Source organism: Exiguobacterium sp. N5, assembly GCF_025842465.1.
In the GTDB taxonomy this organism is placed as follows: domain Bacteria; phylum Bacillota; class Bacilli; order Exiguobacteriales; family Exiguobacteriaceae; genus Exiguobacterium; species Exiguobacterium profundum.
This window is the reverse complement of the sequence record NZ_JAPAEP010000001.1, coordinates 975,713-991,238: the sequence shown is the minus strand read 5'-3', so window position 1 is coordinate 991,238 and position 15,526 is coordinate 975,713. Positions and strand designations below refer to the sequence as shown.

Here is a 15,526-nt window from a genome sequence, read left to right as displayed (position 1 = left end):
ACGATGACGACGACGCCGATTTGAATGATGCGTTGTCGTCTTTTCTGTTTTTTCTTCATGGTCTGCCTCCATATACGTGTTTGCCATCATTGTACAGAATGGAAAAGATTCGTGCAATCCAGGGGAGTTTGATATAATGGTCAAGAAATGTTTGGATGGAGGGATGTTGTTTATGGTAAACGAGACACGCGTGCTCGACACATTTTTAGGATTGGTCGGCATCGATTCAGAAACGAAGGAAGAAGCGGTCATCTGTGAACATTTGAAAGGTGTATTCACAGAGCTTGGCTGCGACGTCTACGAGGACGACGCATCAACGAAGACGGCACACTCTGGTAACAACTTGATCATCACGTTGCCTGCAACGAAAGAAAATGTTGATCCGATTTACTTTACGGCTCACATGGATACGGTCACTCCAGGTAAAGGAATCAAGACGAGCATCAAAGACGGATATGTCGTCACGGATGGTACGACGATTCTCGGAGCAGACGACAAGACCGGCCTCACTGCGATGATCGAACTCGTGCGTGTATTGAAAGAAAAACAAATTCCACATGGTCAAATCCAGTTCGTGATCACGGTCGGGGAAGAATCAGGTCTCGTCGGTGCGAAAGTATTGGATTTATCGAAAATCGATGCGAAGTTCGGTTTTGCCCTTGATTCGGATGGACCAGTTGGAGACATCATTGTCGCCGCTCCGACTCAAGCAAAAGTGAACGCGAAGATTTACGGGAAGACGGCTCATGCTGGTGTCGCACCTGAAAAAGGAATCTCGGCGATTCAAATCGCAGCGAAAGCCATCGCGAAGATGCCGCTCGGTCGTATCGATGAAGAGACGACAGCCAACATCGGACGTTTCGAAGGGGGCCGCGCGACAAACATCGTGTGTGACTATGTCGAAGTTCTTGCTGAGGCCCGTTCCCTCATCCATGAGAAGATGGAGAAACAGGCGGAAACGATGAAACAAGCGTACATCGAGGTCGCTGAGTCGTTCGGTGGTCGTGCCGAAGTGGACATCGACATCATGTATCCTGGATTCAAGTTTGAGGAAGGGGACGAAGTCGTTGAGGTGGCGAAACGTGCGGCTCAGACAATCGGACGTCCGACTCGAATCTTACACTCAGGGGGCGGTTCGGATGCGAACGTCATCGCCGGTGGGGGAATCCCGACAGTCAACTTGGCGGTCGGCTATGAAGAGATTCATACGACGAACGAACGGATGCCACTTGAAGAGTTGTATAAACTCGTCGAATATGTCGTGACAATCGTTGAAGAAGTCGCATCACCTAAGCAATAAAAAAGAGCCGACCATTCGTCGGCTCTTCGTATGTGTTCGTACTCGTTATGCTGCGAACTCCAGTGATTCTAAAATCAACTCGTCTGTGCAATGAAGTTCGATCGCTATGTCGTGAATGCGGATAGAGGTGCCTTGTTCCTGTTGGTGCAAGCGATTCATCAAAGCTGCGCGTTCTCGAATCGTCTCATAAATCGATTCGGGTTGTTCTGCCTTGGTCATCACAAATCACATCCTTTTCAGCGATTACGTCAAGTATAGCATGGAACGGCTTGAAGAAAGGAATTAAATATTTATGAAGTTACAGTTTTTAGGAACTGGGTCGGGGATGCCTTCGAAACAGCGCAACGTATCGGGGCTAGCTCTCGATTTATCGAACGTGACCTGGCTGATTGATTGTGGCGAGGGCACGCAACACCAAATGCTCTATACGAAAATCAAACCGAGAAAAGTGACAGCGGTATGGGTGACGCATCTTCATGGTGACCATGTATTCGGATTGCCTGGATTCTTATCGACTCGTTCGGCACTCGATGGAACCGCCCCCTTGACCGTCTATGGACCAAAAGGATTGAAAAAATGGCTTGAAGCTACTTTGCGTGTCACAGGCTCACATCTAGGATACGAGCTGACCGTGATCGAGTACTCGGACGGGGACACATTCATACAAGACGACCATCTCGTCACTGTGCGAAAATTAGAGCATCGGTTCCCTTCATTCGGTTTCCGAATCGATGGTCCAGAAAAACCGGGCATGCTACGCGTCGATCTTGTAAGAGAACTCGGTATTCCAAGTGGACCGATTTATCGAACCATCAAAGAATCAGACCGATTTGAATTTGAAGGAAAATGGTATGACTCTAAAGAATACGTCACTGAACCGATTCCGGGAAAAATCGTAGCGATTTTAGGAGATACAATCCCGTGTGAGAACGCGCAGAAGTTGGCGGATGGAGCAGACCTCCTCGTTCACGAGGCGACGTTTATGGAGGCGGAACAAGCGCTCGCTCGGAAGTATGGTCACTCGACGACACGTGAAGCGACCGCTCTAGCGAATGCGTGCGCCGTCGGCAAGCTGATTGTGACACACATCTCAGCACGCTATGTCGGACGAGAGGAAGAATTTGTTCAAGAAGTTGTGTCGGATTTTCCATCGAGTCTCGTTGCGACGGACTTTTTAGAATATACAGTGGGGGAGTGATGTGACCATTCAACTCTATGTATGGGCAGCCTTTTTAGTAATCAGCGTTCTATTAGGGATTCGATTGAATCAATTAAAAGAGTCGGAAGCGAACTTTTTTCCAAAGTTCTTATTTTATTCACTGCTTGGAATCGTGTCTTTCCCCATCGGCGGTTTTCACATTCCGATTGGCTTTCTATTGTCTTTTTTGTTCTTTCCGAAACAGAACAGCCGGTATAAATGGTATGGGGCACTGTTAGGGTTCTTCTTTTTTCTTGTCTTGCTTTTTGTCCCGTTATTCGATCAATCCGGGTTTCGTTCCGAATCGCAACAAATCGGCGCCGTTTCGGTCACGGATGAATCGTTTGATGACATGACCGAAAAATTGTTACAACGAATCAATAGTGAATCGATTAAATTAGATCGTGGGAAACTACAGATCGACCGAGAAGGGAACGTTCAATCCATTGAGTACTTACTCATGGTGGAACGAGCCGAATCGTTCCAACAGATCCGTGTAACATACGGCTCAGGACAACTTTCGTATGAACAAGTCGATGAACTGCGTAAAGAATCTGGACAGGCCTTTTTTGAAAAGCTTGTCGAATTCGACCACATGCTGTCGACGTTACGAGGTCCTTCGTGGGAGGAGTATACTGACGTCGTTTCTGCCCCAGTGTTACAACTTTCCTATGATGGACTGTATGACATGTATACGTTCGAAAACGAATCGATGCTCATGATCAATCGGGACAATGAACTGGTCAAGTTCTGGCTCCAGCGCGAACCGGTCCTCGCAAACAGCATCCAACTCGTCGGACTGACACGGGAAGGACGGAGTTCAGGCGAACGTTTTGCGATACTATATAATTATTCGATACATCAACGAGAGGATTTGACAGAATGATCAAACCGTATTTGAGTATTTCACTATTAACGACCGCACTTCTTGTCGGATGTGGCGGAGAAGAAACACAACAAGAGACCTGCGATGTAACTCCAACCATTTCCGTATACAATGCGGCGACGGAAGAGACGCTCTATCAAGAGAAGAGCGTCTGTTTGGAAGAGGATGCGACCGTGCTCGACGCATTGAAAGCGACAGGGCTTGACCTCGAAGTGACAGGAAGCGGAGACATGTCGTACGTGACGGCAATCGAAGGCATCGAAGAAAAATCTGAAGGACAATCGTCAGGCTGGGTATTTGCTTTTAATGGCGCGCCCGGAGATGAAGGGGCCGGTGCTAAAGAAGTAGAATCGACGGATGTCATTCAGTGGCGGTTTGAAGAAGATGCGATTGCTTTCTTCGAATGAGGCAGATTGGGAGCGGCGACATCCTGTCACGCTCCTTTTCTTTCTATTTAGTCATCTATTCATTCTGACGTATATCCATGATGTCACAGTATTTGTCATCGGCCTTGTCCTTTTGCTCATGCTTGAACGTCGGTTTCCATGGACCATGCTCATCGTATTGATTGCGTTTGCTGTTGTCTCGGTCTTCCCTGCATTGTTCGGATGGGAGTTATCGCTCACTTACATATGGCGTCAGCTATTGAAGTTAGCTACTTTCTTACTTGGCATGCTGTGGATTTCTCGGATTGTTCGATTGGAACGATTGCTCCCACTTCTCTATAAATGGCCCCGTTCAACTTCCCTCTTGTACGGGGCGTGGGCACTTATTCCTTCGATGGAACGAGCGGTACGTCAGTCGCTCAGAAGTCACCCGAAAGGAGCCTGGCAAGAAGCAATCGAGATTGGCATTAATAGCCAAAGGCATGAGCCACGATTTGCGGTCGAGCCGATGCGTCGCTTCCGATTTGAGGATGTTCTCCAACTCTTTATGATTGGCTTGATTGGCTACGTATCACTCGAGTGGACCATCATCCCATGGCTCATCTATCCATACGTCACAAAAGGAGGTGTTCGTGATGCAATGGCTTTCTACCGTTGACGGGTCGCTCGAGGCATATATCGAGCGGTATCGTCCTCGAGTCATCAGAATGAATCAACCATTCTCAGGAAAAGTTGGTCATTTATTATCCCGTGTTGATTCGCTTCGGGGGGCGGAACTCGCCTCACTCTTACAAATCGATGCCCTGTATCCAAAAGCGTTTGACGCCTGTTCAAGCGGTGAGCAACAGATTGTACAAGTCGCTTATGCTCTATTAGATCAGCCCGAAGCAATTGTACTTATCGAACCGTTCCGCTACCTCGATCAATTCCGTAGAGAACATCTAGAGATGCTACTTCGTCGTACTTCCGGTCTCGGTGTTCGGATTGGTTATACGGAACGGGCGCAAGAATCGTCTGAAGACATGAAAATCACTTTCCGACAATCGGAGACGATACCAAGAATTGAAGCGACCGATGTATCCTATCGTCATCCGCTTCAGGCGACTTATGCCATTGAAGAAGTGACGGTCCAAATGAATGAACCGGGCCTCACCGTCTGTATTGGGACGAACGGAAGTGGAAAATCGACGTTGCTCGAACTTTTAGCAAGGAGCAGACGCCCTCTTCGTGGACGGGTGAAGCGGGGGGAGCGAGCTGCTTATCTTCCTGCCGAAACGGAATACGGTCCGTTTCCGCAAGAATCGAACCGGAGGATCGCTCAACTACAAGCCGTCCTGAACGACTCGGCAAGCGTCCTTTTGCTCGATGAACCGACGGTGGATTTAACGAATGGGGAACGTACGGCGTTCCTTGAAGCGCTCTTGAAAAAGTCCGAATCAGCACGTGTGCTTTGTGCGACACATGATTTGGCGTTAGTCGACCAAGCGACGGACGTGATTTACCTTGCGAGTGGTCGCGTGGTCTTTCAAGGAGAACGGTCACTCTTTCAAGAACGGAGTACGCTATGGTCACATACGTCCTCGCCATTCTGATTGCCATCCTGGTCCTGTATCGATTTGAGAAATCCGATCTCCCGGTTCAACCGCTCGTGCAGCTCTTGGCACTCGCAGTCATCGGTCGCTGGCTTTTCATGACGATTCCGAACGTACAACCGACGACAGCCATTTTGATGCTGACGGCACTATGTATTGGATTGAATGCTGCGGCGGTCCTTGCGCTCTTCGTACCCATCTTGTCAGGTCTGTTGCTCGGGATCGGACCGTTCGTCTTCTATCAATTTTTAGGCTGGCTCCTTATCGTAACGCTCGTCAGCAGTTTTAGACCGTTATGGATGAAGTCGAACATCCTTTTTCTTCTGTTTGGTTTTTTGTCCGGATTTATATATGGATGGACGACCAATCTAGCGTTCTTCGAAGTGATTGGAGCTGATTTTTGGAAGCTACTTCTACTCAGCGTCCCGTTTGACTTGGCACATGGGCTATCGAACGTCGTTTTCCTCTTTTTAATCCGTCCCTTGTTCGAGCGCATATTCCTTCGTCAGCTCGGGTAAACATACAATAGTCATATCATTTTGAGTGAGGTGAACGACGGATGGGTGCATATATCAATCTCACAGAAGTCGGCATGTTTCTACTCGTAGGACTATTGTTTATCTTGTTAAACCTGATTCTATTGGCAAAACGTTACACGAGAGCCCGTTTTGCCATGATCAGCATCCTTGCGGCGAGCGTGTGGCCAGCACTCATGATTGTGCTTTCCGTGGAACAACTGAGCATCATGGACCAGCTCACGTCAGGAGACCTGACGCTCGATGCCGTCATGGCGTGGGGAGTCGTCATCGCTACAGCGCTGATGACTATGATTCCGGCAGGTGTATTTCTACACCGGCTTGTGAACGTCTCTCGCTTACACTCTGAACCATAAAAGGAGCGACCCGATGCGGTCGCTCCTTTTTCATGTAGTCGATTCAGCAGGTGTTCCATCAGCCGGTTTTTGGACGCGACGTAATACTTCGAGACTGAGAGCTCGTGGCATCAATTTGGCGACCCCGACCAATAACTGATTAGAGAGTCCAGGGATGACCACACGCTTGTTATTCATCACCCCTTTGTATCCGAAGAAGGCGACGAGATGAGATGGCATTTTCGAGAATGACAATTCACTCCCGGCACGATTAAAGAAGTTCGTATCCGTCGGGCCAGGGCATAACACACTCACATGCACGCCACTACCTTTCACCTCGGCATGAATCGCTTCAGTGAATGAGAGGACATAGGCTTTCGTCGCGTAATAGACGGCCATATATGGACCAGGTTGGAAGGCAGCGACAGATGCAACGTTCAACACATATCCGTGGTCACGTTCGAGCATGCCAGGCAAATAGGCTTTCGTCAGTTCGGTCAACGTATTGACGTTCAATCGGACCTCGTCGGCTTCCGTCTCAGCATCAAGGTCGGCGAACGCGCCGGACGTGCCAAACCCGGCATTGTTAATTAAAAAGTCGACAGTGAGGCCAGCTTCGGCAATCATCGTCGTCAATCGGACTGCTGCGCCATGTTTTGCCAAATCTAGAGCAAAGACATGTACGTTGATACGATAACGTGTCTCAAGTACTTTTTTTAGTTCATGCAATCGTGGTTCGTTCCGAGATACTAAAATACAGTCGTAGCCGTCGCGAGCGGCGAGTACGGCCAAGTCTAGACCGATGCCCATCGAGGCGCCGGTGATTAAAGCTGTCTTTGACAACATGATCCACTCCTTTGATGAAAAGTCATACATTGTTACTGAATTCTTCACGAGTTGTTAAAATCCTGCTCCGTTCGCACATTGAAACATATGCTAAAGTATAGCAAGAAAATGTGATTAGACTCACAAAGTAGGGAGTAGAACAAATATGATGATTCAGCTCGTCACTACGGCGCAAAGCGTTGATCAGGCAGAAGCGTTAATCAAAGCCGGCGCGGACCGACTATATATCGGAAATTCAAGGTTTGGGTTGAGACAAAAAGGTGACTGGACGATCGATGCTGTGAGAGAAGTCACACAACTTGCCCATCGGTATGGGAAAGAAGTGACGGTAGCCGTCAACAACCTGATGCACAATGACCACATTGAAGAGTTAAAAGATTATTTGCAAACGCTGAAAACGATAGGAGTCGATGATGTCACCGCTGGAGACCCCGGCGCCATTCGCTTGATTCGACAGGCCAAGATTCCGTATTGGTATGATGCCCAAACGCTCGTCACATCCGCCAAACAGATCCAATTTTGGGGGAAACGCGAAGCGATTGGAGCGGTCGTCGCCCGCGAAGTGACAATCGAAGAACTCGTCTTGATCCAGCAGCAAATCGGACTTCCTGTTGAAGTACAAGTATATGGTCCGACATGCATCCATCACTCTAAACGCCCACTCGTGACGAATTACTTTAACGAACTCGGAAGACCGGTTGAAGAAGCAAAACAACGCGAATTTTATATGAGCGAACCGGCAGATACGACCAGTCGTTATCCCATCTATGAGGACGAGAACGGCACCCATATTTTCTCTGAGGATTTGACGCTCATGGGTCAGCTTCCGACGTTAGTCAAAAATGGACTTCACACGTGGAAGCTAGACGGATGGCACGCCGGGGACCAGTTTGTTGAAATCGTTCAGTTGTTTACTTATGCCCGGACGAATTTGTTGAACGGTCGATTTGATCGTGTAGAGATGGAACATCGTCTTCACGAGCTTCAACCGGAAACGTTCCGTCTCGGTACGGGACTGTGGTTACGAAAACCAGAAGAGATTAAGTGAGGGATCAAGATGAAACGACGTCCAGAATTATTAGCGCCAGCAGGAAACTTAGAGAAATTAAAGATGGCCATCCATTATGGTGCCGATGCGGTCTATATCGGCGGACAGCAGTTCGGGTTACGTTCACGTGCCGGTAATTTCAGTTATGACGAGATGCGTGAAGGGGTAGCCTTCGCACATGCGTACGGCGCGAAAGTATACGTCGCTGCGAACATGGTGACGCATGAAGGCGATATCGAGGGGGCAGGTGACTTCTTCCGAACACTTCGAGATATCGGAATCGATGCAGTCATCGTCTCGGATCCAGCGATGATTGAAACTTGTCTTACGGAAGCAGAAGGGTTGCCCGTCCATTTGTCGACCCAAGCTTCGGCGACAAACTACGAGACCCTTCGTTTCTGGAAGGAAGAAGGACTCGAACGAATCGTCTTGGCTCGTGAGGTATCGATGGATGAAATCATTAAAATGAAACAGGAAGTCGATGTCGAAATTGAGACGTTCGTCCATGGGGCGATGTGTATCTCGTATTCCGGTCGATGCACGTTATCAAATCACATGACATTACGAGATGCCAACCGTGGGGGATGTGCCCAATCATGCCGCTGGAAATATGGTTTCTTTGAAGAAGGTGATCTTCTAACAGAAGAGATGGAAGCGCGTGACGAAGAGCCGTTCTCGATGAGTTCAGTTGATTTATCGATGGTCCGCCACATACCTGACTTGGTGGAGGCGGGAGTGGATAGTTTGAAGATTGAGGGACGAATGAAATCGATTCATTACGTCGCGACCGTGTGTAACGTCTATCGTCAAGTGATTGATGCGTACTGTGAAGATCCAGAGCATTTCGTCTTCGACCCGGCATGGGAAGAGGAAATTTGGAAAGCGGCCCAACGTGAACTCGCGACGGGGTTCTATTACGGGATCCCTTCTGAGAAAGAGCAATTGTTCGGGAAACCTCGTTCGATTCCGCAATTTGCGTTTGCCGCTCGTGTCATCTCATACGACCCTGTGACGGGTATGGCAACGCTTGAGCAGCGGAATCACTTTTCAATCGGTGAAGAGGTTGAATTTTTCGGACCCGGATTTGTTCGTTTTTCACAAGTCATTGAAACGATGGAAGATGTGGACGGACACCTCCTCGAGTCTGCTAACCAAGCGATGATGACGATTCGTGTCAAAGTGGATCAACCGGTCGCGACCGATTACATTATGCGTAAGCGAAAAGGTGTGCGTGCTCGTGCGCTCGTTTGACACATCCACCGAGCCAACATAGTCGCTCGTTCCGTCCAATCCTGCTACCCTAAGAAGTAGAGACGGAGGGATGGAAGAATGAACCAAAATACGGAGCAATTACGGACTGAGCCCATTGGCAGACTCCTCTTCAAGTTATCGCTTCCGGCGATGATTGGGATGCTCGTGACGGCGCTCTATAATATCATTGATACGATTTTTGTCGCCCGGGGGATTGGTGCGTCGGCAGTCGCGGCCATCGGGATTGCGTTCCCGATTCAGATGATTTTAATGGCGGTGTCGAGTGCCGTGGGACTGGGTGGTGCGTCCATCAGTTCGAGGAAGCTCGGACGCGGTGATGATGCCGGTGCAGCCGTTACATTCTTGAACGTACTTGTCCTCGTCGGTCTGTTTGCGGCACTTGCGGTCAGTTCCGCTTTCTTTATGTTAGATGACATTTTAAAAGTGTTCGGTGCGACGACCGAGATCATGGATCTCAGCCGACAGTACTTATCAGTTGTATTAATCAGTTCACCATTCTTCATGTTCACACTCGCTTCGAGTGCGATGGTTCGTGCTGAAGGGCAGGCACCTTATCAAATGAAGGTCATGCTGACGACCGTCCTCGTCAACCTCGTGACGACCCCGCTCTTCATCTTCACGTTCGACTGGGGCATGTATGGGGCAGCGTCTTCGACGGCACTCGCCCAAGTCATCGGTTCCGTATTGATGCTGCGATTCTTCTTCGCCCGAAAACCAAAAACGGAACTGCGCTTCAAGTGGCGTCAGTTCCGGATTCGATTCGATGAGATGAAAGAAATCATGGCAATCGGTTCGTCTTCGTTCATCATGATGGTGTCCCAATCCATTTTATTCGTTGGTGTCAACGTGATGCTCGGTACGTACGGCGGGACCGAAGAATTGGCCATTTTCGCCATTATCAACAAGTTCATGGCGCTCGTCGGTATGCCGATCATGGGAATCGTCCAAGGGATGCAACCAATCGTAGGATATAATTACGGCGCAGAGCGATTCGACCGAATGCGTGAAACCATTTGGACGGCGATGCGTGCCGGGATTGCGATTGCAGTCATCATTTGGTTGATTCTACAGCTTTTCCCGCAAACGCTCATGGGCTGGTTCTCGACGGATGAGGCGCTCATTGCTGGAGGTGTGACGGCGATTCACATTCTGTTCGCCGTTTCTTTCCTTCCGAGTGTGCAGATGCTCGTCAATGGAATCTATCAGTCCCTCGGGAAAGCGCGAGTCGCCATGTTCTTGTCCCTGTCACGTCAGACGCTTTACACGATACCGCTCGTCTTCATTCTCCCATCGTTCCTCGGGGTGTTCGGCGTCTGGTTGGCATTCCCAATCGCTGATGCGATGACATTTTTGACGGCAGTCGCCCTGGCATTCTGGGACCGTAAATTATTGTTCCGTCCTTCAGAAGAAGATAAAGAAGCACATGATGTAAATCCGAAAGCGACAAACTTATAATCAAACGTCCGCTCGTGTCGAGCGGGCGTCTTCTTTTAGGAACAAGTATATCCCGCCGAGGAGGACGATCGCACCGACCCATTGGAACGGTCCGAGTCGCTCTCCGAAGAAGGCGTATCCAAACAGCATTCCCCACAATGCTTCTCCAAGAATCGTGATACTGACGACGGTCGCACTGACACGGGCAAGCGCATAGTTGAAGAGGTTGTGCCCGAGGATTGTCGGGAAGAAAGCGAGCGCGAGGAAGTACCACCAGTTGATGGATTCAAAGGCAGTGAATGTCGTGCCGCGAACGAGCAACATGAAGCAAAGCACGACCGTCGCAACGAGATATACGCTAAAAGAATATGTATTCGTGTTCATCGAAGCTCGTACATGCTGTCCAACGAGCCAATACCCTGCAATCAATAGGGCGGCAATCAAGGCGAGTAGGTCTCCGAAGAGGGCTTCACGGCCGAGTTGAACGTCCCCTGCAGCAACGAGCATGCCCCCAAGGACAGCGACGAGCGCGAAGGCAAGTCCTTTTCGAGTCGGATTCTTTTTAAAGATGAGTGCATTCCCGATCAACACAAAAATTGGACTCGACGTGACAAATAGTGTGGAGCTGGCAACCGTCGTGTAATCGAGTGACAAAAACCAAAGCCAAAAGTGAAACGCCAGTAACGTTCCGCTAAGGAGTAGAGCGTAGCGAGTCATGAGGCGCGTGGTGATGAGTGATTTGAAATCGACAAACGGTAACAACATGAGACACGTGAACAGCATACGGTAAAATGCGGCAGTCTCGGCAGGTGCCGACGTCCATTTGACGAAGAGGACACTCGTCGATAAGAAAAAGACAGCAGCGAACAAGATGAGATAAGACATGGCGACACTCCTTCACAGTTGTACTTCTCTGTTAATAATATCGGAAAACAGCCACGAGGCAAGACACGATTCAAAAATAGCAAACAAATGCTCCCCTCTCGATGTGTCCATCTTTGACTTGATATAGTAAAATACATAGTAGAAGCTAGCTAATCATGTACGTCTTGCCATTATGTAGGAGGCAAAGTAAGGAGTTCTTATGAGACTAATCATTGCGGAAAAGCCATCACAAGCTCAAAAGTTGGCTGCTCCCTACCCATCAAAAAAGCGAAAAGACGAGATTGAAATCTCACCTTGTCCCCGTTTCCCGGAAGGGGCGATTGTTGTATGGGCGGTCGGTCACCTTTGTGAACTTCAAGAACCGTCGCACTATCGACCAGAATGGAAGTCGTGGAAGTACGATTCACTTCCGATTGTCCCAGAACGATTTGATTATCGTATTTCAAAAGGGAAGTCGAAACCGTTCTATGCCATCAAAAAATGGCTCCATGATCGCTCGATTACTGATGTCATCATCGCATCGGATGCCGAAAGGGAAGGGGAAGCAATCGTTCGTCTGATCCTCCGACTCGCAGGTAACAAAAAACCGCTTGCTCGACTATGGATCTCGAGTTTGACGGAGCAAGCAGTCGATCGTGGATTCTCGCAACTGTTGCCAGGTGAACAGACGATTCCATACTACCATGAGGCGATGAGCCGCGCCTGTGCGGACTGGCTCGTTGGGATGAATGCGTCTCGTGCCTATACGACGTTGTTGAAGACGATTGGGATAGAAGACGTATTCTCGCTCGGTCGTGTGCAAACCCCGACTCTTGCCTTAATCGTCAATCGCGAACGAGAAATCAAACAATTCGTGCCAGAACCATACTTCGAAGTCGAGGCGACACTTGCAAAAGGTCGAGGCACGTTCAAAGCGAAGTACACGTTTGGAAAGACAACAAAGCTCAAAACGCGTGAGGAAGCTGATGCGGTCGTCAAACGCGCATCTGGAACTGCGATTGTGAAGACAATCGACAAAGAAGAAAAAATTGAGCAACCGCCATTTTGGTTCAGTCTATCCGGATTACAAGCGGAGGCAGGGAAACGCTTCGGATTCGGAGCGAAAAAGACACTTGATATCGCTCAAAAGTTATATACGAAAGGGTGGATTAGTTACCCTCGGACCGATTCGGGATTTGTCACACCAGATGAGGCAACGCTATTTCCACAGACAAAGGCAAGACTGCTAAAGTCCGAAGCCTATGCCGGACTTCGTGACCTTTTGACTGAGGACCCGTCGAAAAATCGACGCTATGTCAATGCCAAGAAAGTCAGTGACCACTACGCAATTATCCCGACGGAGGCATGTGGTGACATCACTCGACTCGGTGGGGATGATGCGAAACTGTATGATTTGATCAATCGACGCTTCCTTGCGGCCTTTGCACCCGCAGCGATGCTCGAGAAGACAACGGTTGATTTGATTGATGGAAGCGACTTGTATCGAGCAAAAGGAACCGTCGTTGTGAGTCCTGGCTATCGACAAGTCGTTGAGATGAAATCAAAAGATGTCGAGCTTCCTGCGATGATGGTCGGTGAAGAATTAAAAGAGAAGAAAGTTGAAGTGTTGTCGAAACAGACAGAGCCACCGAAGCGATATACGGAGGGCGCGCTCATTATGGCGATGAAAGTCGCCGGGAAACAACTCGATGACGAAGAGCTGATTCATATCATGAAAGAAGTAGAGGGTCTTGGGACTGAGGCTACACGTGCCAACATCATCGATGGATTGAAGAAGCGAGGCTATGTCCAACTTCAGAAAAAAGAGCTTGTTCCAACAGACAAGGGTCGCCTGTTGATTGATGTCCTCGGAGATAGTATTTTGGCATCACCCGCCATGACGGCGAAATGGGAGAAGCGACTCCATGAGATCGGTCAAGCATCGGCATCCGCTGCCGAATTCATTGAACAAGCGAAGAAGATGTCCGTTCATTTGGTCGAAGAAGCGAAATCGCGAGTAGAGGCGGCTAATCCAGAGGGCTATACGATTGAGGCGAAACGTTATGGCAAGAAAGGAACGACTCGACCGAAGGCATCATTTGGTGTCTGTCCGAATTGTGGGAAAGGGCTTGTCGAACATCCAAAGTTCATCGGGTGCAGCGGTTATCGGGAAGGATGTCGCTTCACCGTCTCCAAACAAGTGCTTGGCGTCGGACTCGTCAAAGATGAGTTGAAGCAAATGATCAATGGCGGGCAGTCGAACGTCCATACGTTTAAAAAGGGAGACAAGACATTCAATGCCTCATTGTATTTAGAAAAAGGTATACTTCGATTTGAATTCAAATAAAAAAGGGTCGCGCATTAGAGCGGCCCTTCTGTCTGGTCAGTCTTTTCTCTCTTCTTGTCATCTTCAATGCGACGATTGATTTCGTCATAGTCGAGCACGATGTCGTCTTTATTGTCTTTATAGGCGTATCCTTTTTGGATGACGACGATGGATGCGATGAGGACGAGTAAAATAATTAAACCGCTTACGGCGAATATCCAGGCCATATGAACCCCTCACTTTCTCTCTTCAGTATGCCAAACAGTGGACAGGTTCTTCAACTAGAATGAATAGACGGTTATGTCGTGTGCGAGTGAAAAGATATGGTACAATACGATATAGATTACTACGTAGAGAAGGAAGGGATAGTCATGGCGATTTTGATTGTGGATGATGAACCGGTCAATACGCTCGTACTTGAGCAACTGCTTCACCAGCACGACTATGAGACGGTATCGGTCTCGAGTGGGGAAGAAGCGCTCGATTTACTGATGGCCCCACAAGCCGCATCGCTGTATGATCTCGTCCTGTTGGATGTCGAAATGCCTGGGATTTCAGGAATCGAGACGTGCAAACGGATTCGGCAGATGGCTGACTTTGAAGAGTTGCCGGTCATCATGGTTTCCGGACGAACGGAAGAGAAGCAGATTGCCGAGGGACTCGATGCGGAGGCGTCAGATTACACGACCAAACCAATCAAAATAACAGAATTACTCGCACGAATCCGTTCTGCCCTCCGTTATAAGGCGGCTGTTGATGAACGGAAAATTTATGAGGCCCGTCTACAGTATGATTTGGACCTTGCCCAAAAGATTCAACAGAGTGCGCTTACGCCACCAATCAGTAATGAAGAGATTGATGTTCGTGCGCTCTATCTGCCTTCTAAAAAACTAGCCGGAGACATGTACGCGTGGTTTCAGGTCGCACCGGACCGATACGGGGTCATCATCTTTGATGTCATGGGACATGGGGTCTCATCGGCGCTCATCACGATGGGAATCCGTTCAATCCTACCGGGGCTTGTCGGGAACGTGCAATATCCGGTAGACGTCATGACGGAGTTGAACCGTCAGATGACGTTCCTCTTCTCGGGTGACGATATGCACAGCTACTTCACGGCGGTCTATTGCTACATCGACACGACAAAACGTCGAATCGAATATGTGAATGCGGGTCATCCGCCTGTCATCGTGACGTCAGAAGAAGGAAACTGTCGTCTTGAGACGACAGGGGTACCAGTCGGTATGTTCGAGGAACCGAATTATGAATCCAAAGAGATTGACATCACACCGAATATGACGCTTCATATGTATACGGATGGACTCATGGAGTGTTACAGCAAAGATATCGATGATGGGATTCGATGGCTAGAAAAGGACGTTTCCACATATGGTCTTGACTATAGTCGTCACGTCGCTGAACAGCTTGTGCCAAAGATTGAAATTGAAGACGACCTATGTCTCGTCACGGTCAAAATCACATGAAAAGAGCCTGACGCAACGT

Annotated in this window: 17 protein-coding genes; 13 read left to right on the top strand and 4 right to left on the bottom strand. The window is 48.9% G+C overall.

Annotation, left to right across the window (positions count from 1 at the left end; all coding sequences use genetic code 11):
• Positions 1–172: 172 nt before the first annotated feature.
• Complete coding sequence (locus tag OKS35_RS05145) at positions 173–1,300, top strand: M20/M25/M40 family metallo-hydrolase (protein WP_012726541.1); 1,128 nt, start codon at positions 173–175, stop codon at positions 1,298–1,300.
• A 45-nt stretch (positions 1,301–1,345) separates the two neighbouring features.
• On the opposite strand, the gene OKS35_RS05140 is transcribed toward OKS35_RS05145, so the two are convergent.
• Complete coding sequence (locus OKS35_RS05140) at positions 1,346–1,519, bottom strand: hypothetical protein (RefSeq protein ID WP_012726540.1); 174 nt, start codon at positions 1,517–1,519, stop codon at positions 1,346–1,348.
• A 73-nt stretch (positions 1,520–1,592) separates the two neighbouring features.
• Between OKS35_RS05140 and rnz the strand changes: the two genes are divergently transcribed.
• The 7 genes from rnz to OKS35_RS05105 are packed head-to-tail and all read left to right on the top strand — an operon-like array spanning position 1,593 to position 6,254.
• Positions 1,593–2,498 (top strand): ribonuclease Z, encoded by a 906-nt coding sequence (rnz, locus tag OKS35_RS05135; protein ID WP_214686918.1) that lies wholly within the window; start codon positions 1,593–1,595, stop codon positions 2,496–2,498.
• A 1-nt stretch (position 2,499) separates the two neighbouring features.
• Positions 2,500–3,384, top strand: coding sequence for a hypothetical protein (locus tag OKS35_RS05130; RefSeq protein WP_264092617.1), 885 nt, complete (start codon positions 2,500–2,502; stop codon positions 3,382–3,384).
• Positions 3,381–3,791 carry a DUF4430 domain-containing protein gene (locus tag OKS35_RS05125; RefSeq protein WP_264092616.1) on the top strand — a complete coding sequence of 137 codons (411 nt, stop codon included), beginning with the start codon at positions 3,381–3,383 and terminating at the stop codon, positions 3,789–3,791. The genes OKS35_RS05130 and OKS35_RS05125 overlap by 4 nt, the downstream gene beginning before the upstream one ends.
• Positions 3,742–4,428, top strand: a complete 687-nt coding sequence (locus tag OKS35_RS05120; RefSeq protein WP_264092615.1) for a hypothetical protein — start codon at positions 3,742–3,744, stop codon at positions 4,426–4,428. The genes OKS35_RS05125 and OKS35_RS05120 overlap by 50 nt, the downstream gene beginning before the upstream one ends.
• On the top strand, positions 4,406–5,362 hold the full coding sequence (locus tag OKS35_RS05115; protein ID WP_214781410.1) for an ATP-binding cassette domain-containing protein: 957 nt from the start codon (positions 4,406–4,408) through the stop codon (positions 5,360–5,362). The genes OKS35_RS05120 and OKS35_RS05115 overlap by 23 nt, the downstream gene beginning before the upstream one ends.
• Entirely contained in the window at positions 5,335–5,880 is a 546-nt protein-coding gene (locus OKS35_RS05110) for a hypothetical protein (protein ID WP_159562442.1), read from the top strand. Before OKS35_RS05115 ends, OKS35_RS05110 begins: the two co-directional genes overlap by 28 nt.
• A 41-nt stretch (positions 5,881–5,921) precedes the next feature.
• Complete coding sequence (locus OKS35_RS05105) at positions 5,922–6,254, top strand: hypothetical protein (protein WP_196430840.1); 333 nt, start codon at positions 5,922–5,924, stop codon at positions 6,252–6,254.
• 30 nt (positions 6,255–6,284) lie between these two features.
• Here OKS35_RS05105 and OKS35_RS05100 read toward each other — a convergent pair whose 3' ends face one another.
• Positions 6,285–7,079 (bottom strand): SDR family NAD(P)-dependent oxidoreductase, encoded by a 795-nt coding sequence (locus OKS35_RS05100; protein ID WP_159562440.1) that lies wholly within the window; start codon positions 7,077–7,079, stop codon positions 6,285–6,287.
• 151 nt (positions 7,080–7,230) lie between these two features.
• Here OKS35_RS05100 and OKS35_RS05095 point away from each other — a divergent pair, with 151 nt between their 5' ends.
• From OKS35_RS05095 to OKS35_RS05085, 3 genes are all read left to right on the top strand, one after another.
• Complete coding sequence (locus OKS35_RS05095; RefSeq protein ID WP_244150779.1) at positions 7,231–8,127, top strand: peptidase U32 family protein; 897 nt, start codon at positions 7,231–7,233, stop codon at positions 8,125–8,127.
• A 9-nt stretch (positions 8,128–8,136) separates the two neighbouring features.
• Positions 8,137–9,378, top strand: coding sequence for a peptidase U32 family protein (locus tag OKS35_RS05090; protein ID WP_264092614.1), 1,242 nt, complete (start codon positions 8,137–8,139; stop codon positions 9,376–9,378).
• A 78-nt stretch (positions 9,379–9,456) separates the two neighbouring features.
• Positions 9,457–10,854, top strand: a complete 1,398-nt coding sequence (locus OKS35_RS05085) for an MATE family efflux transporter (RefSeq protein WP_012726529.1) — start codon at positions 9,457–9,459, stop codon at positions 10,852–10,854.
• Here OKS35_RS05085 and OKS35_RS05080 read toward each other — a convergent pair whose 3' ends face one another.
• The gene (locus OKS35_RS05080) at positions 10,855–11,718 is read right to left on the bottom strand and encodes a DMT family transporter (RefSeq protein ID WP_264092613.1); all 864 of its coding nucleotides are present in this window, start codon (positions 11,716–11,718) and stop codon (positions 10,855–10,857) included.
• 199 nt (positions 11,719–11,917) lie between these two features.
• Here OKS35_RS05080 and OKS35_RS05075 point away from each other — a divergent pair, with 199 nt between their 5' ends.
• Positions 11,918–14,044 carry a DNA topoisomerase III gene (locus OKS35_RS05075; RefSeq protein ID WP_214690788.1) on the top strand — a complete coding sequence of 709 codons (2,127 nt, stop codon included), beginning with the start codon at positions 11,918–11,920 and terminating at the stop codon, positions 14,042–14,044.
• A gap of 14 nt (positions 14,045–14,058) precedes the next feature.
• On the opposite strand, the gene ytzI is transcribed toward OKS35_RS05075, so the two are convergent.
• Positions 14,059–14,250, bottom strand: coding sequence for a YtzI protein (gene ytzI, locus OKS35_RS05070; RefSeq protein ID WP_074036770.1), 192 nt, complete (start codon positions 14,248–14,250; stop codon positions 14,059–14,061).
• Positions 14,251–14,394: 144 nt separating this feature from the next.
• On the opposite strand from ytzI, the gene OKS35_RS05065 reads away from it, so the two are divergent.
• Positions 14,395–15,507, top strand: a complete 1,113-nt coding sequence (locus tag OKS35_RS05065) for a PP2C family protein-serine/threonine phosphatase (protein WP_074036772.1) — start codon at positions 14,395–14,397, stop codon at positions 15,505–15,507.
• Positions 15,508–15,526: the final 19 nt, after the last annotated feature.